Source organism: Streptomyces sp. SD15 (assembly GCF_054462255.1).
Map to the genome: position 1 here is coordinate 13779 of NZ_JBTLMO010000021.1, position 20400 is coordinate 34178.

Here is a 20400-nt window from a genome sequence, read left to right on the forward strand (position 1 = left end):
GAACCGGAGGCATTCGGAGAAGACCTCCACTTCACGGAAGTGGATCGACTGTTCAAGGCATCTGGGGCCCGGTTTTCACCGCCGGTCGCGACCGGCCATCGACGTCGCGAGGTGCCCGGCGACCCGCCTCGGTGTCGGGTGCCGCAGCACCAGGTTCGGCCTCAGCTTGAGTCCGGTCGTCGTGGCCAGGCCCTTGCTCAGCTGCACCGAGAGCAGCGAGTCGAATCCCATGTCCTTGAATTCCTGGTCGGGGTCGATGGTCTCGCCGGAGGGGTGTCCGAGCACGACGGCGACCTTCGTGAGGACGTGGTCCAGGACGAGTGCCGTCGCCTCGTCGTCGGGGAGGGTGGCGAGCAGGTCCGGCAGGGCGACGGGCTCGTCGTCACCCGCGGGCGGCTCCAGCGCGGGCACCTCCGCCGTCACCCCCGCGTGCGAGGAGTTCAGCCAGTAGCGCCGGCGCTGGAACACGTACGTCGGCAGGTCCACCCGCCGACGCGTCCCGAACAGGGCGTCCCAGTCCACGGACCCGCCCTGGACGTGGAGTTGGGCCAGCGAGCCGACCAGCGCCTGAACCTCCCCGCGGTCCCGCCGAGACGACGACAGGACCACCGCGTCGTCGACGTCCTCGACGATCTCCTGCACCGGGACGGTCAGCACGGGGTGGGGACTCATCTCGATGAACACCCGGAAACCGTCGTCGGCCAGCCGTCGGACGGAGGGCTCGAAGAGGACTCTCTCGCGCAGGTTGTTGTACCAGTAGTCACCGTTCAGCTCTGCGGTGTCGATGGTTCTGCCGTACAGGGTCGAGTAGAAGGGCAGCGTCGACGTTCTCGGGTTCACGTCGGACAGCGGACCGATCACCTGGTCGCGGACGCGGGTCACGTGGTGTGAATGGGAGGCGTAGTCGACCCTTATCCGCTTGGCCTGGGCGCCTTCGGCCTTCATCTTCTCGACGAACTCGTCGAGTGCGTCCGGTTCCCCGGACACCACCACGGAGCGGGGTCCGTTGACCACGGCGATGCTCACCCGGTCCTTCCACGGAGCGAGATGTGCCTCCACGCGGTCCGCGGACTCCGCGACCGACGCCATCCCGCCGTGACCGATCAGATCCACCAGAGCCTTGCTGCGCAGCGCCACGACTCGGGTGGCGTCGCGCAGTGACAGGGCGCCGCAGACGTGGGCGGCGGCTATCTCGCCTTGGCTGTGCCCCACCACCGCGGCCGGTTCCACACCCCAGGACCGCCACAGGGCGGCCAGGGACACCATCACGGAGAACAGCGCCGGCTGCACCACGTCCACCCGGTCAAGCGTCGGTGCCCCCGCCACGCCGCGCACCACGTCGAGCAGCGACCAGTCGACCCACTCGGCCAACGCTGTCGCGCACGCGTCGAGGCTCTCCGCGAAGACGGGGAAGGTGTCGTACAACTGACGGCCCATACCGACCCACTGCGACCCCTGCCCGGGGAACACGAAGACCGTGCCGCCGAGCTCCCTGGCGACGCCGCGCACCACCGCGGCGGACTCCGCGCCGTCGCTCAACGACGCCAGACCGCTCAGCAACGCGTCCCGGCCGCGCCCCAGCACCACCGCGCGGTGCTCGAACGCCGTCCGGCTCGACACCAACGACCAGCCGGCGTCGGCGACGTCCAGATCCGGGTCGGCGGCGGCGAAGTCGCGCAGCTTGCGGGCCTGCCGTTCCACGGCCGCCGCGTTCTTGCCCGACAGCACCCACGGCACAAGGCCGCCGGGAACCGCCGGGCCCGGAGTGCGCTCGTGCGCCCGCTCCAGCGGTGTCCCCTCCTCCAGGATGACGTGCGCGTTGGTGCCGCTGACGCCGAACGACGACACGCCGGCCCGCCGCGGACCGTCCGCCCGGGTCCACTCACGCCCCTCCACCAGCAGTTCGACCGCGCCGGAGGACCAGTCCACATGGTGTGAGGGCGTATCCACGTGCAAGGTCTTCGGCAGGTGCCGGTGGCGCATGGCCATCACGGCCTTGATGATCCCGCCGACCCCGGCGGCGGCCATGGAGTGACCGATGTTCGACTTCAGGGACCCCAGCCAGAGCGGCCTGCCCTCGGCCCGGCCCTGTCCGTAGGTCGCCAGCAGAGCGCCTGCCTCGATGGGATCCCCCAGCGTGGTTCCGGTGCCATGGGCTTCGACCAGGTCCACCTCGGAGGCCGAGACCCCTGCGTTCGCCAGCGCCTTGCGGATCACCTTCTCCTGGGCGAGGCCGTTGGGAGCGGTCAGCCCGTTGCTGGCCCCGTCCTGGTTCACCGCGGAACCGCGCAGGACGGCCAGCACCGGGTGGCCGTTGCGGCGGGCGTCGGACAGCCGCTCAAGGAGCAGCACCCCCACTCCCTCGGCCCAGCCGGTCCCGTCGGCTCCGTCCGCGAAGGACTTGCACCGGCCGTCGGGCGACAGACCGCGCTGCCGGGAGAACTCCACGAAGAGCGCGGGCGTCGACATCAGCGCCGCCCCGCCCGCCAGCGCGAGCGAGCTCTCCCCCGAACGCAGTGACTGCATCGCCATGTGCACGGCCACCAGCGACGACGAGCACGCCGTGTCCACGGTCACCGCCGGTCCGGTCAGGCCGAGTTCGTACGCCACTCGGCCGGAGGCGACGCTCAGCGCGCTGCCCTGCAGCAGGTAGCCCTCCAGTTCGTTCCCGCTCGCCTCCAGGAAACGCATCCCGTACTCGGGGGAGCTCACTCCGGAGAAGACACCGACGTCGGTCCCGCGCACGTCGGCGGGAACGATGCCGGCCCGCTCGAAGACCTCCCACGACGTCTCCAGCAGCAAGCGCTGCTGCGGATCGACCGCCAGCGCCTCACGTGGGCTGATGCCGAAGAACCCCGCGTCGAAAGCGGCCGCGTCCGTCAGGAACCCTCCGTGCCGCACGTACGAGCTGCCGACCGTGTCGGGATCCGGGTCGAACATGTCCCGCCACCCGCGGTCCTGCGGGAACTCGTCCACCACGTCGAGGCCGCCGCGGATCACATCCCACAGCTCCTCGGGCGATGACACGCCTCCCGGGTAGCGGCAGGCCATGGCCACCACGGCGATCGGCTCGCCACGCCCGGCTTTCAGGGCGTCGTTCTCCTGCCGGAGGCGGTCGCGTTCCTCCAGCAGCGCGCGGAGTGCCCGTTGGACCCGGTCCCCGCCCTCCGCTGTGCGCTCTGCGGAGTTGTTCATGTCAGTTACTCCTCTCGTCCAGGGCCAGGTCGACGAGTGCGTCCAGGTCCAGAGCGGCCAGTGCGTCCGTGCCGGTGTCCGCCGTACCGATGTCCGGCACCTGACCGGCGGCGTCCGACTGAGGCGGGGTGGCGCACGCCAGAACCAGGTCCAGGAGGCCCGCGCTCCGCAGCGTTTCGATCGAGACGGTCCTCAGCACTTCCCGGATCTCCGCGTCCTCGGCCGAGCCGATGTCCGCTGCCGGACGCAGCAGGCCGCGCAGGTGCCGCCCCAGTTCGCGTGGGGTCGGGTAGCTGAAAACGAGGGTGGGCGCCAGCTGCAGTCCGGTCGAGGACGCCAGGCGGTTGCGCAGCTCGACCGCGGTCAGCGAGTCGAAACCGAGGTCCTTGAACGCCTTGTCGAGGTTGATGGTGTCGGACGTGGTGTGGCCCAGGACGAGCGCGACGTGGGTGCGGACGAGGGCGGCGAGGGTGTCCTCGGCCTCCTCGGGGGACAGGTGGGCCAGGCGATCGCGGAGGGTGGCGGCGCCGGTCGCCGTGGCCGCGGTGGCCTTGCGGACGGGAGCGCGCACCAGGCCCTGGAGGACGGCGGGAAGAGTGCCGGTCTCCAGGTGGGGACGGAGCAGGGCGGGGGCGATCTTGGCCGGGACCAGGCAGGCGGCGCCAGTGGCACGGGCGGCCTCGAACAACGCCACCCCTTCCTCCGCCGTGATGGGCTTGATCCCGAGGCGAGCCATCCGGGTCAGGTCCACGTCGTCCAGGTGGCCGGTCATGCCGCTGCTGTCGGACCACAGTCCCCAGGCCAGGGAGGTGGCCGGCAGCCCGTCCGCGCGACGGCGCTCGGCCAGCGCGTCGAGGAAGACGTTCGCCGCGGCGTAGTTGCCCTGGCCCGAAGTGCCCAGAACGCCCGCCACGGAGGAGAAGAGAACGAACTCGGTGAGGTCCGTCTCACGGGTGAGCTCGTGCAGGTGCCAGGCGGTGTCGACCTTGGGGCGGAACACGCGCTCGACACGCTCCGCCGTCAGGGAGGCGATGGTGCCGTCGTCGAGGACACCGGCGGTGTGCACGACGGCGGTGAGGGGGTGTTCGTCGGGGATGGCCGCGAGGAGCGCGGCGAGGGCGTCGCGGTCGGCGGTGTCGCAGGCGGCAACGGTGACCTTCACGCCCAGCTCGGTCAGTTCGGCGGCGAGTTCGGGCGCGCCCGGGGCGTCCGGGCCACGCCGGCTGGTCAGCAGCAGATGACCGGCCTGCCCGGCCATCGCGTACCGGCGGGCGAACAGCGTGCCGAGGGTGCCCGTGCCGCCGGTGATCAGGACCGTGCCGCCCATGGCGGACTCCGGCACGGCGTCGGCGTCCGCGGTCGGCGGGATCTCCCGCACGAGCCGGGGGACATACAGTTTCTGATCGCCGTCACGCAGGGCCACCTGCGGCTCGCCGCTTCCCAACGCCGCAGGGAACGACTCGGCGGAGACGGCGTTCTCGTCCGCCAGATCGATCACGGTGAAGCGGCCCGGGTTCTCGGCCTCAGCCGTACGGATCAGGCCCCAGACAGCGGCGTCCGCGGGGCTGGGCGTCTCGGTGTCGGCGTGGACCGCGACGGCTCGCCTGGTGACGAACACCAGCCGGCTGTCGGCCAGCCGCTCCTCTGCCAGCCACGACTGGAGCATGTCCAAGGCGTACTGAACGGCCTCACGCGCGGAGGCTGGGACGTCCTCGCCCGAGCCGGAACGCCCCAGCAGGCCGGTGGCGATGACCAGGTCCGGGAGGGGAGCGGTGTCGTCCGCCAGCAGCGGCGCCAGCCCCGCATGACTCTCGACCGCGACATCGTCGGGCAGCGATGTGACCAGTGCCTCGGGAACGGCGGTTCCCAGGAACGCCACGCGCCCGGTCTTGAGTGCCTCCGCGACGGACGCGGGGGTCCAGGCCAGGCGGAACAGGTGGTCGTCTCCTCCCGACGCGACTGCCTTCGCCAACTGCTCGGTGGTGATCGGCCGGATGGCCAGCGACGCCACTTCGGCGACCGGCTGCCCGGTGGGATCGGCGAGCCTGACGCGCAGCGTCCCCGCGTCAGCGGGGCTGATCTGGACGCGCAGGGCCCGGGCGCCCACGGCGTGAAGCTGGACGTTCGACCAGGCGAACGGCAGCAGTACCTGGTCCGAGCCCTGCTCGGGACCGGTGCCGACGATCGGGTGGAGCGCGGCGTCGAAGAGCGCGGGGTGGATGCCGTAGTGGTCGGTGGTGTGGGCGGTGGTGTCGTCGGTGGAGAGGGTGACCTCGGCGTAGAGGGTGTCGTCGTCGCGCCAGACGGCGGTCAGGCCCTGGAAGGCGGTGCCGTAGCGGTAGCCGCGGTCGGCGAGGTGGTCGTAGAGGGTGTCGGCGGGCACGGGAGTGGCGCCTGCCGGCGGCCAGGCCGCCAGCTCCGCCCACTCGGCCGGGTCCGGCGTGGCGGACGACTGGGGGGTGAGGGTGCCGGTGGCGTGGCGGGTCCAGGACCGGTCGGGGGTGGCGTCGTCGGGCCGGGAGTGGATGGTGAGGGCTCGGCGGCCGTCGCCGTCGGGTGCCTCCACGTGCACCTGCAGGTGGCGGCCGCCGGTGGCCGGAAGGGCGAGGGGGGCTTCGAGGGTGAGGTCTTCCAGGTGGGGGGTGTCGGTGGTCTGACCGGCGTGGAGAGCCAGTTCGATGAACGCGGTGCCGGGCAGGAGGGACGTGTCGTGGACGGCGTGGTCGGCCAGCCAGGGATGGCTGCGCAGCGACAGGTGCCCGGTGAACACATGTCCGTCACCGTCCGCGAGGGCGACGGCCGCACCAAGCAGGCCGTGGTCTGCGGCGTGCAGGCCGAGGGTGTGGGGATCGATGGCGGTGGTGGTCTGCTGGATCCAGTAGTGCTGGTGCTGGAAGGGGTAGGTGGGCAGGTCGAGGTGGGTGGGCCGAGTGGTCGGGAAGAAGCCCGACCAGTTGGCGGTGGTGTGGGTGTGGGCGGTGGCGAGGGAGGTCAGCACGCGCTGCCAGGTGTCGTCGTCGCGGCGCAGGGTGCCGGTGACGGCGACCTCGCCGGTGCCCGTGTGGTCCTCGACGGTCTCCTGCAGGGGGTGGGTGAGCACCGGGTGGGGGCTGACCTCGACGAACAGGGTGTGCCCGTCGTCCAGCAGGGCGCGGGTGGTCTCCTCGAAGGCCACGGTGGTCCGCAGGTTCTCGTACCAGTACGCCGCGCCCATCGCCGTCGTGTCGCTCATCGCGCCCTTGGCGTGGTCGCCCACCGTCGAGTAGAACGCCACCTCCGCCTCCCGCGGGCGCACCGGAGCCAGCAGCTCCAGCAGTTCGTCGTGGAGCGCCTCGACGTGCGGGGTGTGGGAGGCGTAGTCCACCGGGATCTTCCGGGCCCGGATGCCCTCGCCCTCGCAGTGGGTGACGACCTCCGCCAGCGCGTCGGCGTCACCGGCGACCACGGTGGCCGACGGCCCGTTGACCGTGGCCACGAACACCCGCCCCTCCCACCGGGCGATCAGGTCCTCGGCGTCCGCCACGGCAAGAGGCAGGAAGACCATCCCGCCGTGGCCCGCGATGTGGGTGATGGCCTGGGAGCGCAACGCCACGATGCGAGCGGAGTCATCGAGGGTGAGGATGCCTGCGATGTGCGCGGCGGCGATCTCGCCCTGGGAGTGGCCCACCACCGCGTCCGGGGTGATCCCCAGGTGCTCCCACAGCCGGGCCAGGGAGATCATCATCGCCCACAGCGCGGGCTGTACGACGTCGACGCGGTCGAGGGCGGGGGCGCCCTGTTCCTGGTTGAGGACGTCGATGAGGTTCCAGCCGGTGTGCGGCTCCAGTGCCGCCGCGCAGGCGGTCAGGTGCTCGGCGAACACCGGCGAGCTGCGCATCAGCTCCACACCCATGCCGGCCCACTGCGAGCCCTGCCCGGGAAAGACGAAGACCGTCCTGCCCGGCTGAGCCGCCACCGTACCGGTGACCACCCGGGCAGAAGGCTCACCGGCAGCCAACGCCGCCAACCCACCCCGGAAATCGGCCAGTTCACGACCGATCACCACCGCCCGATGATCGAACACAGAACGGCTCACCGCCAGCGCATGACCGACCTCAACAGGCGTCACCCCAGAATCACCGTCGAGGTGATCCAACAACCCCCGCGCCTGCTCCTCCAACGCCGCCCGCGACTTCGCCGACACCAGCCACGGCAACGTCCCATCCGTCACCACCACCGGCTCCGGCACACCCCCACCAGCGACGCCCTCACCCTCCGTCCATTCGCGCAGCACGACGTGGCAGTTGGTGCCGCCCATGCCGAAGGAACTGGTGCCGGCGATCAGGGGGCGGTCGGGGTGGGGCCAGGGGGTGAGGTCCTGCTGGACGCGCAGGCGGAGTTCGTCGAAGGCGATGTCGGGGTTGGGCGTCTCGAAGTTGAGGCTGGGCGGCAGCTCGCGGTGCCAGATGCTGAGGATCGTCTTGAGCAGGCCGACGACGCCCGCCGCGCCCTCCAGGTGGCCGACGTTGGTCTTCGCGGATCCCACGCGCAGCGGGGAGTCGGCGGGGCGTCCGGTGCCGAGCGCGGCGCCCAGGGCGGTCGCCTCGACGGGGTCGCCCACGCGCGTGCCGGTGCCGTGGAGCTCGACGTACTGGACATCCTGGGGGCGGGTGCCGGCGTGCTCGTGCGCGCGGCGGATGACCTCTTCCTGGGCGCGTGCGCTGGGCACTGTGAGGCCGGGCGTGGCGCCGTCGTTGTTGACGGCGCTGCCCTCGATCACGCAGTAGATCCGGTCGCCGTCCGTCACCGCCTGGGACAGGGTCTTGAGGGCCAGGTAGGCGCCGCCTTCGCCGCGGACATAGCCGTTGGCCCGGGCGTCGAAGGTCTTGCACAGTCCGTCCGGTGACAGGCCGCCGAACTTGGTCGAGCCGATGGTGCTTTCCGGGACGAGGGTGAGGTTGACTCCGCCCGCGAGCGCGAGGGTGCACTCTCCGGCGCGGAGGCTCTCCGCGGCCAGGTGCACCGACACCAACGACGAGGACTGGGCCGCGTCGACCGCGAGGCTGGGGCCGCCCAGGCCGAGCGTGTAGGAGAGGCGGTTGGCGATGATGCTGCGGTGGAGCCCGGTGACGGAGTGGCGGTTGATGTGCTGGGTTCCGTGCTTGTAGAGCCGGATCGCGTAGTCGTCCCAGATGGCGCCCACGAAGACGCCTGTGCGGGTCCCCGCGAGGTGTGCGGGGACGATGCCGGCGTCCTCCAGCGCCTCCCAGCCGAGTTCCAGCATCAGACGCTGCTGGGGATCCATCATCGCGGCTTCATTCGGGGCGATTCCGAAGAAGTCGGCGTCAAAACCGGCGATGTCGTTGAGGAAGCCGCCGCGCGTGGTGGTGACCTTGCCGGGGGCCGTGACGTCGGGGGCGAGCAGCCGGTGCGCGTCCCAGCGGTCGGCCGGCACGTCGGTGATGCCGCTTTTGCCGTCGCGCAGCAGTTCCCAGAAAGCCAGGGGGTTGTCGGCCTTGGGCAGGCGGCATGACATGCCCACGACGGCGATGGGCTCGCGAGCGGACTCCTCCAGCTCGTGCGCCCGCTCGCGCAGCGTCTGCGCATCGCCGACGGCGCGTCGCGAGTTGGACCGGAACTTGTCGACGTCCTGCACCAGGACCTCCCCCAACGGTTGCTTAGAAGAACAGGTGTGGCTGCGTGTATCCGCGGTCGATCAGTTCGTGAAAGTCGTGGTCACTGCGGGCGGGACGGGACGGGTGAACGTGTCGGTGCCCCGAAAGCCGCGCACTGCTTTCACCGCCAAGAGGTCAACCGCTTCAGCAGGTCGTCCGGCGCGTTCATGAAGTCGTGGTGGCCGCCGTCGACGACCCGGATGTCGACCGAGTCCGAGTACGGACGCCACCCCTCGAGCTCGTCGAGGCTCACGTCGGGGTCGTCCCGCCAGTGCAGCACGACGATGGGGCAGCGCACCGTGACCGGATCCGCCCGCCGGTAGGCACGCGCGGCAGCGAGATCACGGAGCAGTACGACCATGCCCAGCTCGATCATGTCCGGCCGCGGCTCGATCCCCCGGCCGCGGATGACCGACTCCAGTTCGGCGCGCAGCTCGGACTCGGTCATGGTGAGCATCCGGTCGCGCTCGGCGTCGTGCGGTGCGGGCTGGCCCGACACGAAGAGGCACTCCGGCCCTGGCAGGCCCAGTTCGGCGAGCCGGACCACGGTCTCGAACGCGGGCAGCGCGCCCGCGCAGTGCCCGAAGAACGCGAACGGCCGGTCGAGCCGCGGCACCAGGGGTTCGACCAGGCCGGCGGCGAGGTCTTCGTAGGTGCCGTAGTGGGGGTGGGCAAGCCGGTTCTCGCGGCCGGGGAACTGCACCGGGCAGACCTCGACGTCGTCGATCGCGGCCGGCCAGGCGCTGAAGGCAGAGGCCCCGGACCCGGAGTAGGGGAAGCAGAAGAGCCGGGCGGGGTGGTCGGTGGACTGCGGCCGGACGAACCACGGCGACGTGGCGGCGGTGGAGCCGGATGTCATGGCGTCATTCGTTTCTTGGCGACGATGGGGAGGTGGGTCATCCCGGCGATGAAGTACGACCGCAGATGCTGCGGTTCGCCGTCGAGCTCGATCGATCCGAACCGCTGGAGCAGTTCCTCGAAGAAGACACGCAGGGTCAGCCGGGCCAGCGGTGCCCCGATGCAGAAGTGCGGCCCGAACCCGAACGCGACCTGGCGCTTGGCGTTGTCCCGCGTGATGTCGAAGACGTGCGGATCGGTGAACCGGGACTCGTCCCGATTGGCCGACCCGATCCACGCGACGACCGCCCCGCGGGCCGGGATCGTGCCCCCGCCGATCTGGATGTCGCTCACCGCGTACCGCATGAAGTTACAAGCGGCCGAGGTCCAGCGCAGCCCTTCCTCGACCAGGTTCGGGATCAGCGACGGGTCGGCCTGCGCCTTCTCGAACTGCTCGGGCCGCTCGATGAGCGCGTGCACCGTGCCCGAGACGGTGTGCGGCGTCGTCACGTTGGCGCCCAGGAGAATGCTGTAGCCGTCGAGGGCGATCTCCTCGTCGGTCAGCGGCGCGCCTCCCGGGCGGACGCTCATGAGGTGGTCGAGCAGGCTGTCGTCCTCGCCTCCGGCCGCCCGCCGCCGTTTGACCCACTCGGTGACGTAGGTGACGAGCTCGTGGTGGGAGATGGCCAGCGTCGCGGCTTCGCTGCCGTGCTGGAAGTGCGGGTCCGCGGGGGCCGTCACCATCGCGGTCAGCTGGACGAGTTCTTCCCAGTCCTTCTCCGGGATCCCGAGGAGCGGGCCCGTGACGATCGCCGGGAGGAGCAGCGCCTGCTCGGCCAGGTCGAAGGTGCCGCCGTCGAGCGCCGGTTCGAGGAAGCGCACGATCGACCGCCGGATGCTGTCCTCCCAGGACTTCACCGCCCGCGCGGTGAGCTTGGTGCCGATCGGCCTGCGGACCTCGGTGTGCCGCGGCGGGTCGGTGGACGTCAGCAGCACGCCCGCCGCGACGTCGTCCGTCCCGAGGTGGGTGGGCACCGTGCCGCGCTCCGAGGTGAACTCCCGGTGGTCGCCGAGCACACGGCAGACATCGTCGTACCGGGTCACCGACCAGAACTCCCGGCCGTCCGGCAGGACTTGGTGGTGCAGGGGCGCCTTCACCCGCATCACGTCCCAGATCGGGTGCGGATCGCCCGAGGTGTAGAGGTCCAGGTCGAAGAGGTCGACGCGATCGAGGTCGATGTCGCGCGCGGGACCCGGCGTCAATCTCACGTCCGTGCCCTCCCCTTCTCGATCAGCTCGGCGACCCGGGCCGGGGTCTGCGCCAGGTAGAAGTCGCGCACGGACAGCTGGACGCCGTAGTCCTGGGCCACCCGGTCGATGATCTTGATTCCGGTCAGCGAATTGCCGCCGAGCGCGAAGAAGTCGTCATCCGCCCCGACCTCGCGACCGTTGAGGTATTCCCCCCACATTTCCGAGATCTCCCACACGAGTGACACCGGCGCGCTCGAAGGCGCGGCTTGTCGTTCTGCTGCCTTGTCCTGTCCAGTTCGCTGGTGGACCTGCGACGACGATTCCATTGCCCGTTTTCCTTCCTCCGCCGACCGGGAATGCCCGCCCAGCCATGACCGGCCCCGTCCCCGGACGTCACCACCATCACGGCCACTGGGCCTTTCGCGCTGTCCCGCCGGCGAGACAGATCCATGGGACGGCCGGACGAGTGTCTCGTGATCCCGTTCCGCCCATCCCGTGCCGACGGTGTGCGGCGCTCGTCGACCGGATGGGGTTGAGACGGACCGCCGCGTCTGCATGCTGAAGCCACCCGCAGGCGCTGTACCTGCTGTCCGGCGGTCGGCTCGGCGGCGGTGTCATCGGTCTTGCGGCCGCGATCCGCGAGCGGGAGGCGCTGCTGATCCTGGACAACTGCGAGCACGTGGTCGAGTCCGCGGCGGTGTTCGCCCACCGGGTACTCGGGGAGTGCCGGCGGCTGCGGATCCTGGCGACGAGCCGGGAACCGCTCGGCATCACCGGGGAGGCGCTGTGGCAGGCCGAGCCGCCGGCCAGCCGGAGCGGGACCGCGGTGATCAGCTCCAGGCCCTCGGCCCTGTGCCGGCCGAGCCACCAGTACCAGCCACTCGCGCCCGCCGCGAGCGCGCTGTGCATCGCCGCACCGATGTTGTCGTGCTCGGCCTCCGGCGTGACCAGCCACTTCAGTTGCCCGGCGCGGCGCAGATGTGGCTCCGCGGCCTCGGCGAGCTCGGTGAAGCAGGCGAGGTGCGCGTGGCGTGCCGGCTCCGCTTCGCCCCCCTCCGCGAGCCGCTGCCGATCATGCCCGCGTTCGAACCGCTGCTCGACGACGAGGACCCCTGGACGCGTGCACTGGCCCGGCTGCACTGGGCAAGACGCGGGTCATGCTCGGCCAGGGCGGGCGGGACGTGGACGCGCACCTGGAGCAAGCGCTCGCCGGGTTCCGGGCGCTCGGCGAGCGGTTCGGGATCCCGTTCGCCCTGACCGAGCCGGCGGGCCGGATCGCCGTGCGCGGCGAGTTCGCCGCCGCGTGCGAGCACTACGAGCAGGCGATCGCGGTCGTCACCGAGGTCGGTGCCACCGAGGACATCATCCAGATGCGGTCGCGGCAGGCGCAGTTGTACTGGCACCTCGGCGACGAGGACGTCGGCGGCCGCCGCCTTCGCCGAGGCGCAGTGGTACGCGGAGCGGGTCGACCGGCCGGATGCGCCGGCCGCGCCGGCCCTGTCGAAGGCGCAACTCGCCCGGTGGGGCGGCCACCCCGAGGAGGCACGCAGGCAACTCGGCGCCGCGACGGCCCTGCTGGGCGACGAAGGGGAGCAGTCGAGCATCCGCACGGTGACCCACGATCTGCTCGGCTACCTCGCCGACGACCTCGGCGAGGCGCGGGCGTACCACGCGACGGCCTGCGCGGCGGCGTCCGAGGCGGGACACGTGCCGCTGATCGCGCGGGCGCTGGTCGGGGTCGCGGACCTGGCACTGCGCCGCGACGAGCCCGGGCAGGCCGCGCGGCTGCCAGGGGGTGTCGTTTGGATCACCCCGGGTCCGCGACGCCTGGCACGGCACCTCGCCGCGTTGTCGCCTCACCCGAGTACGCCCAGTACGCGGGTCATGCTCCGCCTTGCGATGCACCGCACCAGGCGCCGCGGCCTGATCCGAGGTGATCCAAACGACACCCCCTAGCGGCGAGCACCCGCGTGCGCGGGCTGCCGGACCGCTCCCGCACGGACGTGGCCCGGATCGAGCAGACAGCCCGGCGCCGCCTCGGCGACGCGGGGTTCGTCGAGGCGGCACGGGAAGGGACGCGGACGAGCTGGTCGCTGTTGGTCGAGGTCACGCTCGCTTCTTGAACGTGGAGACCGCCCACACGTACCCGAGGACGGCGAGCCCGACGCACCAGGCGAGGGCCGCGATCGTGTCGCCGGTCGACGTGCCGCCCATCAGCAGCCCGCGCAACGTCTCGATGATCGGGGTGAAGGGCTGGTACTCCACGAACTGCCGCACGCCGGCCCCCATCGTGTCCGCGGGCACGAACGCGCTGCTCAGGAACGGCAGCATGATCAGCGGCACGGCGGCCATGCCCGCCCCCGCCGCGGTCTTCGCGGCCAAGCCCATGGCGACGGTGAGCCAGCTGGCCGCGAAGCTGACCAGCGCGATGAGACCGAACGCGCCGAGCCAGTCGACGGCGCTCGCGTCCGGGTCGAACCCCATCGCGAAGGCCACCCCGATGATGACCGCGCAGGCCACCAGGCAGCGCACCGTGGTGATGACGACGTGTCCGGTCAGCATGGCTCCGCGGGAGACGTCCATGGTCTTGAACCGGTTGATGATGCCCTTGGTCATGTCGTCGTTCACGGCCGTCGCGGTGGCCCCGAGCCCGTAGCTGATGGTCATCACGAGCAGACCCGGCGTCGCGTAGTCGATGTAGTCGACGCCGACGTCGAACCCGCCACCGAACACCTTGACGAACATGAGCATCATCACGATCGGGAACAGGATCGCGTTGAACACCGTGACGGGGTTCCGCGTGGTGTGCTTCAGGTTACGGCGCAGCATGATCGCCGAGTCGGCCAGTGCCATCGAGACAGTGCTCACTGTGAGATCGCCTCCTTGCTCGTGCGCTCGGTCAAGGCGAGGAAGACGTCGTCGAGGTCGGGGGTGTGCACGGTCAGCTCGTCCGCCTCGATGCCGACCGAGTCCAGCCAGTCGAGGATGGAGCGCAGCTCGCGCTGGGTGCCGTCGCTCGGGATCTGCACCGTCAGCGCCTCGTCGTCCGTGGTGACGTCGCGCAGCGCGGCCGCGGCGGAGCGGTACCTTGCCGGGTCGGTGAAGCGCAGCCGCACGTGCCCGCCGGGGACGAGCCGCTTCAGCTCCTCGGCGCTCCCCTCGGCGACGAACTTGCCGTCGCTCAGCACCGCGATCTGGTCGGCGAGTTCGTCGGCCTCCTCCAGGTACTGGGTGGTGAGGAAGATGGTGGTGCCGTCGGCCACCAACTCGCGGACGATCCCCCACATCGTGCGCCTGCTGCGCGGGTCGAGACCCGTCGTCGGCTCGTCCAGGAAGATGATCTGCGGGTTGCCGACCAGCGTCATCGCCAGGTCCAGCTTCCGGCGCATACCGCCGGAGTAGGTCGCCGCCATCTTGTCCGCCGACTCCACCAGGTCGAACCGCTCAAGCAGCCGCGTGACCACCTGGTCGCCGGAGCGCACGCGCTTCAGGCCTGCCATCATCTGCAGGTTCTCCCGGCCCGAGAGCAGATCGTCCACTGCGGCGAACTGACCGGTCACGCCTATGGCGGCGCGCACCTGCTTGGTCGCGGTCGCCACGTCGTGCCCGGCGACGTGCACCGTCCCGGCGTCGGCCGTCAGCAACGTCGCCAGGACGTTCACCGTCGTCGTCTTGCCCGCCCCGTTCGGGCCGAGCAGGGAGAAGATCGATCCTGCGGCGACATCGAAGTCGATGCCGTCGAGCACGGTCTTGTCCCCGTATGCCTTCCGCAGCCCTGAAACTGCAATCGCTGTCCGTCTCATGCCTCCACAGTCCCGGCCGGGCCTGTCACCCACCTGTCACCCCTCTGACATGGCCGCTGACATGACCACTGACATGACCACTGACACGGGCGTTCCCACGCATCGCCCCTGCTCGCAGCGGTGCACAACCGGCAGGTAAACGCCCGCCACCGCGCTGGCGACCGACGCTGAGCCTGCCGCTCGGAGTCGGCGGAAGGAACGCCTTGCCCGGACCGGCGCCTCCTCCCGCTGTCGGGCAAGGGGCAGGAGGAAGCCCCGGACGGTCCCGGCCTCCGACGCCCGGACGCGGGATGGCACCGATCTCCGGGGTGCAGGGCCCGGGAGTGTGCTCGCACCGCCGGTCTCACACCTGAAGGGTGCCGCGTACGCAGGTCACGCTCGCGCCGCCGACCCATATGTCCTGGCCCCGTGCCTCCACGGTGAGCACGCCCTGCCGTCCCAGGCGCGTGCCCTGGCCGACCCGGAAGCCGCGTGGGGCCGTCCCCTTTCCGATGAGCCACTGAGCGAGCCCCGCGGTGAGACTTCCGGTGACGGGGTCTTCGCGCACGCCCTGGGGCAGCGCGAAGGCGCGGACCTCGAACTGCACGGGCGAGCCCTCGGGGTGGGCACCGATCACGCCGAGTGTCAGCTCGCGCATGTGCTGCTCGTCCGGCTCCAGGGCCAGCACCTCCGAGGCCGAGGCGAGCTGTACGGCGGCCCAGCCGGGCCCGTTGTCGACCCACTGGTGGCCGACGATCCGTGCGCGGTCGACGCGCAGCCCGCGGGCGATGCGGTCCAGGTGCGCGTCGTCCAGGGGGCCGCTGCGGCGGAGGGCGGGGGCGCAAAAGCCCAGCCCGTCGCCGGAGAGCCGCACCTGTACGAGCCCGAGGCCGCACTCCTGCGTCAGCTCCCCGGGCTTCTTCGGAGTGCCTCCGGCCTCCAGCCAGGCGTGCGCGGAGCCCAGAGTGGGGTGACCGGCGAACGGGATCTCACCGCCCGGCGTGAAGATCCGCAGCCCGTAGTCGGCCTCGTCGGAGGCAGGCGGGACGACGAACGTCGTCTCGGACAGGTTGGTCCACTGCGCGAGCCGCGCCATGTCCTGGTCGGCGATCCCGTCGCCGTCCAGGACGACGGCGACGGGATTGCCGAGGTAGGGGACCTCGGTGAACACGTCGACCTGCGCGAAGGAACGCCGGCGGCGGGACGGCGGCGTCATGCGCCCTCACCCTCACCCTCGACCAGGATCAGGTCCATGTGCGTGCCGTCACGGAGCGGGACAATGGCGCGGTACTCGGGCGAGGCGTACCAGCGGCGGGCGTGCTCGGCCGTGGGGAACCCCATCACCGACAGGTGCTCGGGATGCCAGTCGCCCTCCAGCGCCTCGGACTCCCCACCGCGGATCACGAACCCTCCGCCGTAGAGCCGCAGCGTGTGCAGCACCTTCGCGCGGTACTCCGCCATGCGCTGTACGTCGCCGATGACCCCGACATTGCCGATCAGTAGTGCCGTCATACGGTGTCCTCCCACGTGGGGTCTCAGCAGGTGAAGTCGGCCTCGGTGCCGATGCCGAGGCGCCGTGCGGCACGGACGACGGCGAATCCGGAGGCGACGTCCTGCGCGGCCATGCCCAGCGACTTGTAGAGCGTGCGCTCGGCGGGGCCCGTACGGCCTGGGTGCTTGCCCAGCAGCACCTCGCCGATCTCGGGCAGCGGCCGGTCGGCGGGCACCAGCCCCTCCTCGACGGGCGCCGCGATCTCGGAAGACTCGCGCAGGGCTCCCTCTCTGCTGTCCACGAAGACCGAGCAGGAGGCCACCGCACCCGCGTCGAGCTCGCGCTTGCCCGGGACGGAGGAGCCGACGGCGTTGACGTGCACGCCGTCCGCCAAGTCCGCTGCCCTGACCACGGGTTCGACCGTGTCGACCGTCGTGCACACCAGGTCGGCGCCGCGCAGCGCGTCTGCGGGCGTGGACGCCAGCTCGACGTCGACGTCGGCCTCCGCACGCGCCCACGCCACGAACTCCTCGGCCCGCGCGCGGCCCCGGTTCCACAGCCGCACTCTGCGCAGCGACCGGATGTCCCGCAGCGCGAGCAGATGGCTGCGCGCCTGGGTGCCGGCCCCGATCAGGGCCAGGTCGCCGGCCTCCGGGGCGGCCAGGGCCTCGGTCGCCACGGCGGAGGCCGCGGCCGTGCGCAGCGCGGTCACGGCCGCACCGTTGATCAGGGCCAGGGGCTGCGCGGTCTCGGGGTCGAACACCACCACCATGCCCACGTGTGTCGGCAGGCCGCGGGCGCTGTTGCCGGGCGCATGCAGCACCGCCTTCAGGCCGTATCCCGCATCGGGCTCGCCGGCGACATGGCACGGCATGGCAGCGAACAGCGAGGTGTCCCGGCCGGATCCGAGCACGGTGCGCACCGGCTGGACGACGTCGCCCCCGCTGTAGCGGCGCATCACCTCGGCCACCACCCGGTGCGCCTCGGCCACGGGCAGGGCCTGTCGTACCTGGTCTCCGTTCAGCAGTAGCACGGGCTCGTCCCCTTCTTGTGGGTGCGCACCGCCCCGCTGAACACCGACCAGACCATACGTATGGGCCGGGTCCTGGAGATGAACTCCAGGCCGTGCAGCTGCGCGGCCGGCATGGTGGTCAGCGCGAGATCGGCGGTTCCGTCCACGGCGGCGCCGGCGGCGGCGCTGGTGGAGTCGTGGTGGATCACCTTGTACGTCGCGTGCCGATGCGGCAGGAGCTGCGCGATGATCGGCTCGGGCGAGGGGTGGCTCGCGATGATCGGGACATCCGGCACCGGTCCGGCTCCGCGGCGCATGGCGATGCCGTAGAGCGGGGTATCCATCACGAACACCCCGGCCAGCTCGACGGCCGGGTCCATGTAGAACCGGTAGATGTCCTTGTAGGCGTTGGCCACGACGACATGGGTCACCTCACGGGCGTGGAGCGCCTCTCCCGCCTCCTCGTAGGTGTCGAACAGCCGGACGTCGACGGTCGGCCCGTCGGGCCCGGTCATCTGGACGGCGTACCGCTTCGACGCCACTTCGCTGCTCGTGCCGGGCGGGCCGAGCGTGCCGACGGCCGAGGGCTGAAAATCGGAGCCGGGGCGCTGGAGAGAGATGAAGTCAGACAGCATCATCCGCATTTTCCTTCGCTTGGCGTAGGTGTTCGGTTGGCAGGCGGGAACTCCGGAGCGCCGGCGGAACGTGGGCCGGCCGCGTACCGAGGTGCTCAGACGGCGGAACGGGTGTGAGCCACTTCGGATGGCCCTCGTCCCCGGCTTGGTCCGACGCGTCCTGAGCCGTCGTGGCCGTGCGGTACAGCGCGGCCACGCGGGCTGCGACCGGTCCTGCGGTGCCGCTTCCGATGTCCCGGCCGGACAGCGCGACCACGGAGGCCACTTCCTTGCCGGTCGAGGTGAGGAACACCTCGTCGGCGGTGTAGAGGTCCGCGGGGCTGAGGGGGCGTTCCAGGACCGTCATCCCGGCCTCCTGGCACAGGGTGATCACGGTGTCCCTGGTGATGCCGGGCAGCAGGTCGCCCGTGTCCGGCGGGGTGACGAGGGCGCCGTCCCGCACCGCGAACACGTTCGCGGTGGTCGCTTCGGCGACGTTGCCCGACCGGTCCAGGAGGATGGCGTCGTCGTATCCGGCCGCGCGCGCCTCGTCGCAGGCGAGGGCGCTGGTCACATAGGCACCGGCGATCTTCGCCTGAACGGGAAGCGCGTCGCGGGGCGGGCGCCGCCACGCGCTGAGGGCGCAGCGCACCTCCTGGACGTCACCGGCCGTCGGATACCCGAACGTGGTGATGGACAGCGCGTCGGACACCCCGGCCAGCGAGACCCCGGGCGGCGTGCCCGGCAGCAGGGAGAGCTTGTGCGCGAGTGGACGCACGTAGACGTCTGTGTCGTGCGCGTTCATCCGCAGCAACTCGACAGTGATGTCGATGAGTTCCCGGACCGTCGGTGGAATTCCCGTGATGCGCAGCATCCGGCATGCGCGCAGCATGCGCGCGTAGTGCTCGTGCGCCCGGAACAGGTGGAGCCCGCCGGGCGAGCGGTAGGCGCGGATTCCCTCGAACACCGCGGTCCCGTAGTGCAGGCCCTGCGTGGAGAGCGGCAGCCGCGGAGCGTGCGCCGAGACGAACTCGCCGCGGTCGTACGCCCATGCCCCGAGCCCGAGCTGCGACGGTCGCTGCGCGGGGGAGGCGCCGACGGGGGGCGGGTCGGCGGAGGACGGGCCGGCCATCATGCCCTCGCCCCGGCGATCCGCTCGGCCGAGCGGGACTCGACCGAGGTCCCGGCGCGCGGGTCGCGGAGGTCCACCACCCGCGCGGCCTTCCAGCTCACCATGGCTCCGGTGCTGGTGATGGGGCCGGGGTCACCGAGGGCCACGCTCAGCGCGGTGTCCAGCTCCTCGCGGCAGTCCGCGACGGCCCGTTCGGTGTCGTCCCCCCGGTGCCGGTCCGGGTCGGCGTTCAGGGTCAGGGACAGCAGGTCCGTGCCCGCGTCGTCGCGGGCCACGGTGATCTGGTAGTCGAGGTAGCCGCGGAAGTGACGCAGCAGCAGGTTCTCCAGGTCGTAGCCGTTGACGAGGTGCCCGTTGAGCCGGAGCCGGTCGCGGACACGTCCGACGGGCTCCAGCGTCGGCGCCGGTACGGCGGCGCCGGGCCCGGCCTCCGCCATCCGCACCATGTCCCCGGTGCGGTAGCGGATGAGGGGCTTCGCGCCGGTGTAGAGGTTCGTGACGACGAGTTCGCCGTAGCGCACCCCGTCGGGGCCGGGCGCCACGGGCTCGGCGGTGCCGGGGTCGATCACCTCGTAGTGGTTGATCAGCGGTGCGGTGCGGAGCGTACCGTCGGAGGTGGCTGCCGCGAGAACGGAGGCCTCCTGTGACGCGTAGAGGCAGTTGTGTGCCTCAGCCCCCCAGAGCGCGCCGATGTTGTTCCGGAGGCTGGGCGACATCAGCTCGCCGGTGAGCATGAGCAGGTCGAGGGAGAAGTCCCGCCGGGGGTCCAGCCCCGCCTCGACCGCTTTCCGGGCCAGACGCAGGGCCATGCCCGGGGTGCAGAACAGCCCGGTCACCGGCAGCAGCCGCATGACCTCCAGGGCGCGGTCGAATCCGACCACCGGCGAGTGCGGCCACATCTTGGCCACCGTGTGCCCCAGGTTGCGGCACACGTCCCCGAACGTGTCCCCGGTGGCGTGCAGTTCCGTGGGGCCGGAGATGCCGATGACCTGGCGGTCCCCGTGCGGCGCGAAGATGTCCCGGTAATAGGCGGAGAGCACGGTGTTGTTGTGAATGCTGTCCCCATTGGTGCGGGGGCACGGGGTGGGCTTTCCGGTGGTGCCGGTGGTCTCGTAGACGGTCCAGGCGTCGGACACGGGGAGCGAGAGCACGTCGAACTGGGCCTGCTGCAGATCCTCTTTGGTGGTGAAGGGAAGGCTCCGGATATCGCCGATCTGCAGTCCGGACAGCGCCTCGTCCGAGATCCCGGTCAGCTTGGCGCGGTAGAACGGGGAGTTGGCACGGACATATGCAAGTACCTCGCGCAGCTTGCCGGTCTGATGGATTTCCAGCTCGTCGGCCGTCCACTTTCCCTTGCCGAACTCGTCAAACAGTCCGCGCAGCTCATCTGTGAGCGCCGCAGATTCCGGGTCGTATTGCGTGAACACCCAA

General features: G+C 71.2%; 16 protein-coding genes. 2 read left to right on the plus strand and 14 right to left on the minus strand.

The annotated features are described in order from the left end of the window. Positions 1 to 75 precede the first annotated feature (75 nt). The 6 genes from ACX28W_RS21660 to ACX28W_RS21685 all read right to left on the minus strand — a co-directional run bounded on the left by ACX28W_RS21660 (position 76) and on the right by ACX28W_RS21685 (position 12077). Positions 76 to 3195, minus strand: a complete 3120-nt coding sequence (locus ACX28W_RS21660; RefSeq protein WP_459000656.1) for a type I polyketide synthase — start codon at positions 3193 to 3195, stop codon at positions 76 to 78. A 1-nt stretch (position 3196) separates the two neighbouring features. After that, positions 3197 to 8830 (minus strand): type I polyketide synthase, encoded by a 5634-nt coding sequence (locus ACX28W_RS21665; protein WP_459000657.1) that lies wholly within the window; start codon positions 8828 to 8830, stop codon positions 3197 to 3199. A gap of 140 nt (positions 8831 to 8970) precedes the next feature. Then, complete coding sequence (locus tag ACX28W_RS21670) at positions 8971 to 9708, minus strand: thioesterase II family protein (protein WP_459000658.1); 738 nt, start codon at positions 9706 to 9708, stop codon at positions 8971 to 8973. Next, positions 9705 to 10955, minus strand: a complete 1251-nt coding sequence (locus tag ACX28W_RS21675) for a cytochrome P450 (protein ID WP_459000659.1) — start codon at positions 10953 to 10955, stop codon at positions 9705 to 9707. The genes ACX28W_RS21670 and ACX28W_RS21675 overlap by 4 nt, the downstream gene beginning before the upstream one ends. Further along, complete coding sequence (locus tag ACX28W_RS21680) at positions 10952 to 11155, minus strand: phosphopantetheine-binding protein (RefSeq protein ID WP_459000660.1); 204 nt, start codon at positions 11153 to 11155, stop codon at positions 10952 to 10954. Before ACX28W_RS21680 ends, ACX28W_RS21675 begins: the two co-directional genes overlap by 4 nt. A gap of 184 nt (positions 11156 to 11339) precedes the next feature. Next, positions 11340 to 12077 carry a hypothetical protein gene (locus tag ACX28W_RS21685; protein WP_459000661.1) on the minus strand — a complete coding sequence of 246 codons (738 nt, stop codon included), beginning with the start codon at positions 12075 to 12077 and terminating at the stop codon, positions 11340 to 11342. Between the two features lie 207 nt (positions 12078 to 12284). Here ACX28W_RS21685 and ACX28W_RS21690 point away from each other — a divergent pair, with 207 nt between their 5' ends. Then, positions 12285 to 12893 carry a hypothetical protein gene (locus tag ACX28W_RS21690; protein WP_459000662.1) on the plus strand — a complete coding sequence of 203 codons (609 nt, stop codon included), beginning with the start codon at positions 12285 to 12287 and terminating at the stop codon, positions 12891 to 12893. Positions 12894 to 12907: 14 nt separating this feature from the next. Then, positions 12908 to 13060: a hypothetical protein gene (locus tag ACX28W_RS21695; protein ID WP_459000663.1), complete on the plus strand. Its 153-nt coding sequence runs from the start codon at positions 12908 to 12910 to the stop codon at positions 13058 to 13060. On the opposite strand, the gene ACX28W_RS21700 is transcribed toward ACX28W_RS21695, so the two are convergent. From ACX28W_RS21700 to ACX28W_RS21735, 8 genes are all read right to left on the minus strand, one after another. Next, positions 13044 to 13805 (minus strand): ABC transporter permease, encoded by a 762-nt coding sequence (locus tag ACX28W_RS21700; protein WP_459000665.1) that lies wholly within the window; start codon positions 13803 to 13805, stop codon positions 13044 to 13046. The two genes, ACX28W_RS21695 and ACX28W_RS21700, sit on opposite strands and share 17 nt — an antisense overlap. Continuing rightward, positions 13802 to 14740, minus strand: coding sequence for an ATP-binding cassette domain-containing protein (locus ACX28W_RS21705; protein WP_459000666.1), 939 nt, complete (start codon positions 14738 to 14740; stop codon positions 13802 to 13804). The genes ACX28W_RS21700 and ACX28W_RS21705 overlap by 4 nt, the downstream gene beginning before the upstream one ends. Before the next feature lie 343 nt (positions 14741 to 15083). Next, positions 15084 to 15935: a PhzF family phenazine biosynthesis protein gene (locus tag ACX28W_RS21710; protein WP_459000667.1), complete on the minus strand. Its 852-nt coding sequence runs from the start codon at positions 15933 to 15935 to the stop codon at positions 15084 to 15086. Then, entirely contained in the window at positions 15932 to 16231 is a 300-nt protein-coding gene (locus tag ACX28W_RS21715; protein ID WP_459000669.1) for a DUF1330 domain-containing protein, read from the minus strand. Before ACX28W_RS21715 ends, ACX28W_RS21710 begins: the two co-directional genes overlap by 4 nt. Before the next feature lie 23 nt (positions 16232 to 16254). Then, positions 16255 to 17244 carry an ornithine cyclodeaminase family protein gene (locus ACX28W_RS21720; protein WP_459000670.1) on the minus strand — a complete coding sequence of 330 codons (990 nt, stop codon included), beginning with the start codon at positions 17242 to 17244 and terminating at the stop codon, positions 16255 to 16257. After that, on the minus strand, positions 17232 to 17861 hold the full coding sequence (locus tag ACX28W_RS21725; protein WP_459000671.1) for a type 2 periplasmic-binding domain-containing protein: 630 nt from the start codon (positions 17859 to 17861) through the stop codon (positions 17232 to 17234). The genes ACX28W_RS21720 and ACX28W_RS21725 overlap by 13 nt, the downstream gene beginning before the upstream one ends. After that, positions 17848 to 18972: an aminotransferase class IV gene (locus tag ACX28W_RS21730; protein WP_459000672.1), complete on the minus strand. Its 1125-nt coding sequence runs from the start codon at positions 18970 to 18972 to the stop codon at positions 17848 to 17850. Before ACX28W_RS21730 ends, ACX28W_RS21725 begins: the two co-directional genes overlap by 14 nt. Next, positions 18969 to 20396 carry a phenylacetate--CoA ligase family protein gene (locus ACX28W_RS21735; protein WP_459000673.1) on the minus strand — a complete coding sequence of 476 codons (1428 nt, stop codon included), beginning with the start codon at positions 20394 to 20396 and terminating at the stop codon, positions 18969 to 18971. The genes ACX28W_RS21730 and ACX28W_RS21735 overlap by 4 nt, the downstream gene beginning before the upstream one ends. Positions 20397 to 20400 lie beyond the last annotated feature (4 nt).

Coding starts and splice junctions, on each gene's coding strand:
- ACX28W_RS21680 (WP_459000660.1), bottom strand. CDS start 11,155: ATGTGGGGGGAATACCTCAACGGTCGCGAGGTCGGGGCGGATGACGAC.
- ACX28W_RS21730 (WP_459000672.1), bottom strand. CDS start 18,972: ATGATGGCCGGCCCGTCCTCCGCCGACCCGCCCCCCGTCGGCGCCTCC.
- ACX28W_RS21705 (WP_459000666.1), bottom strand. CDS start 14,740: ATGAGACGGACAGCGATTGCAGTTTCAGGGCTGCGGAAGGCATACGGG.
- ACX28W_RS21725 (WP_459000671.1), bottom strand. CDS start 17,861: ATGATGCTGTCTGACTTCATCTCTCTCCAGCGCCCCGGCTCCGATTTT.
- ACX28W_RS21715 (WP_459000669.1), bottom strand. CDS start 16,231: ATGACGGCACTACTGATCGGCAATGTCGGGGTCATCGGCGACGTACAG.
- ACX28W_RS21670 (WP_459000658.1), bottom strand. CDS start 9,708: ATGACATCCGGCTCCACCGCCGCCACGTCGCCGTGGTTCGTCCGGCCG.
- ACX28W_RS21710 (WP_459000667.1), bottom strand. CDS start 15,935: ATGACGCCGCCGTCCCGCCGCCGGCGTTCCTTCGCGCAGGTCGACGTG.
- ACX28W_RS21660 (WP_459000656.1), bottom strand. CDS start 3,195: ATGAACAACTCCGCAGAGCGCACAGCGGAGGGCGGGGACCGGGTCCAA.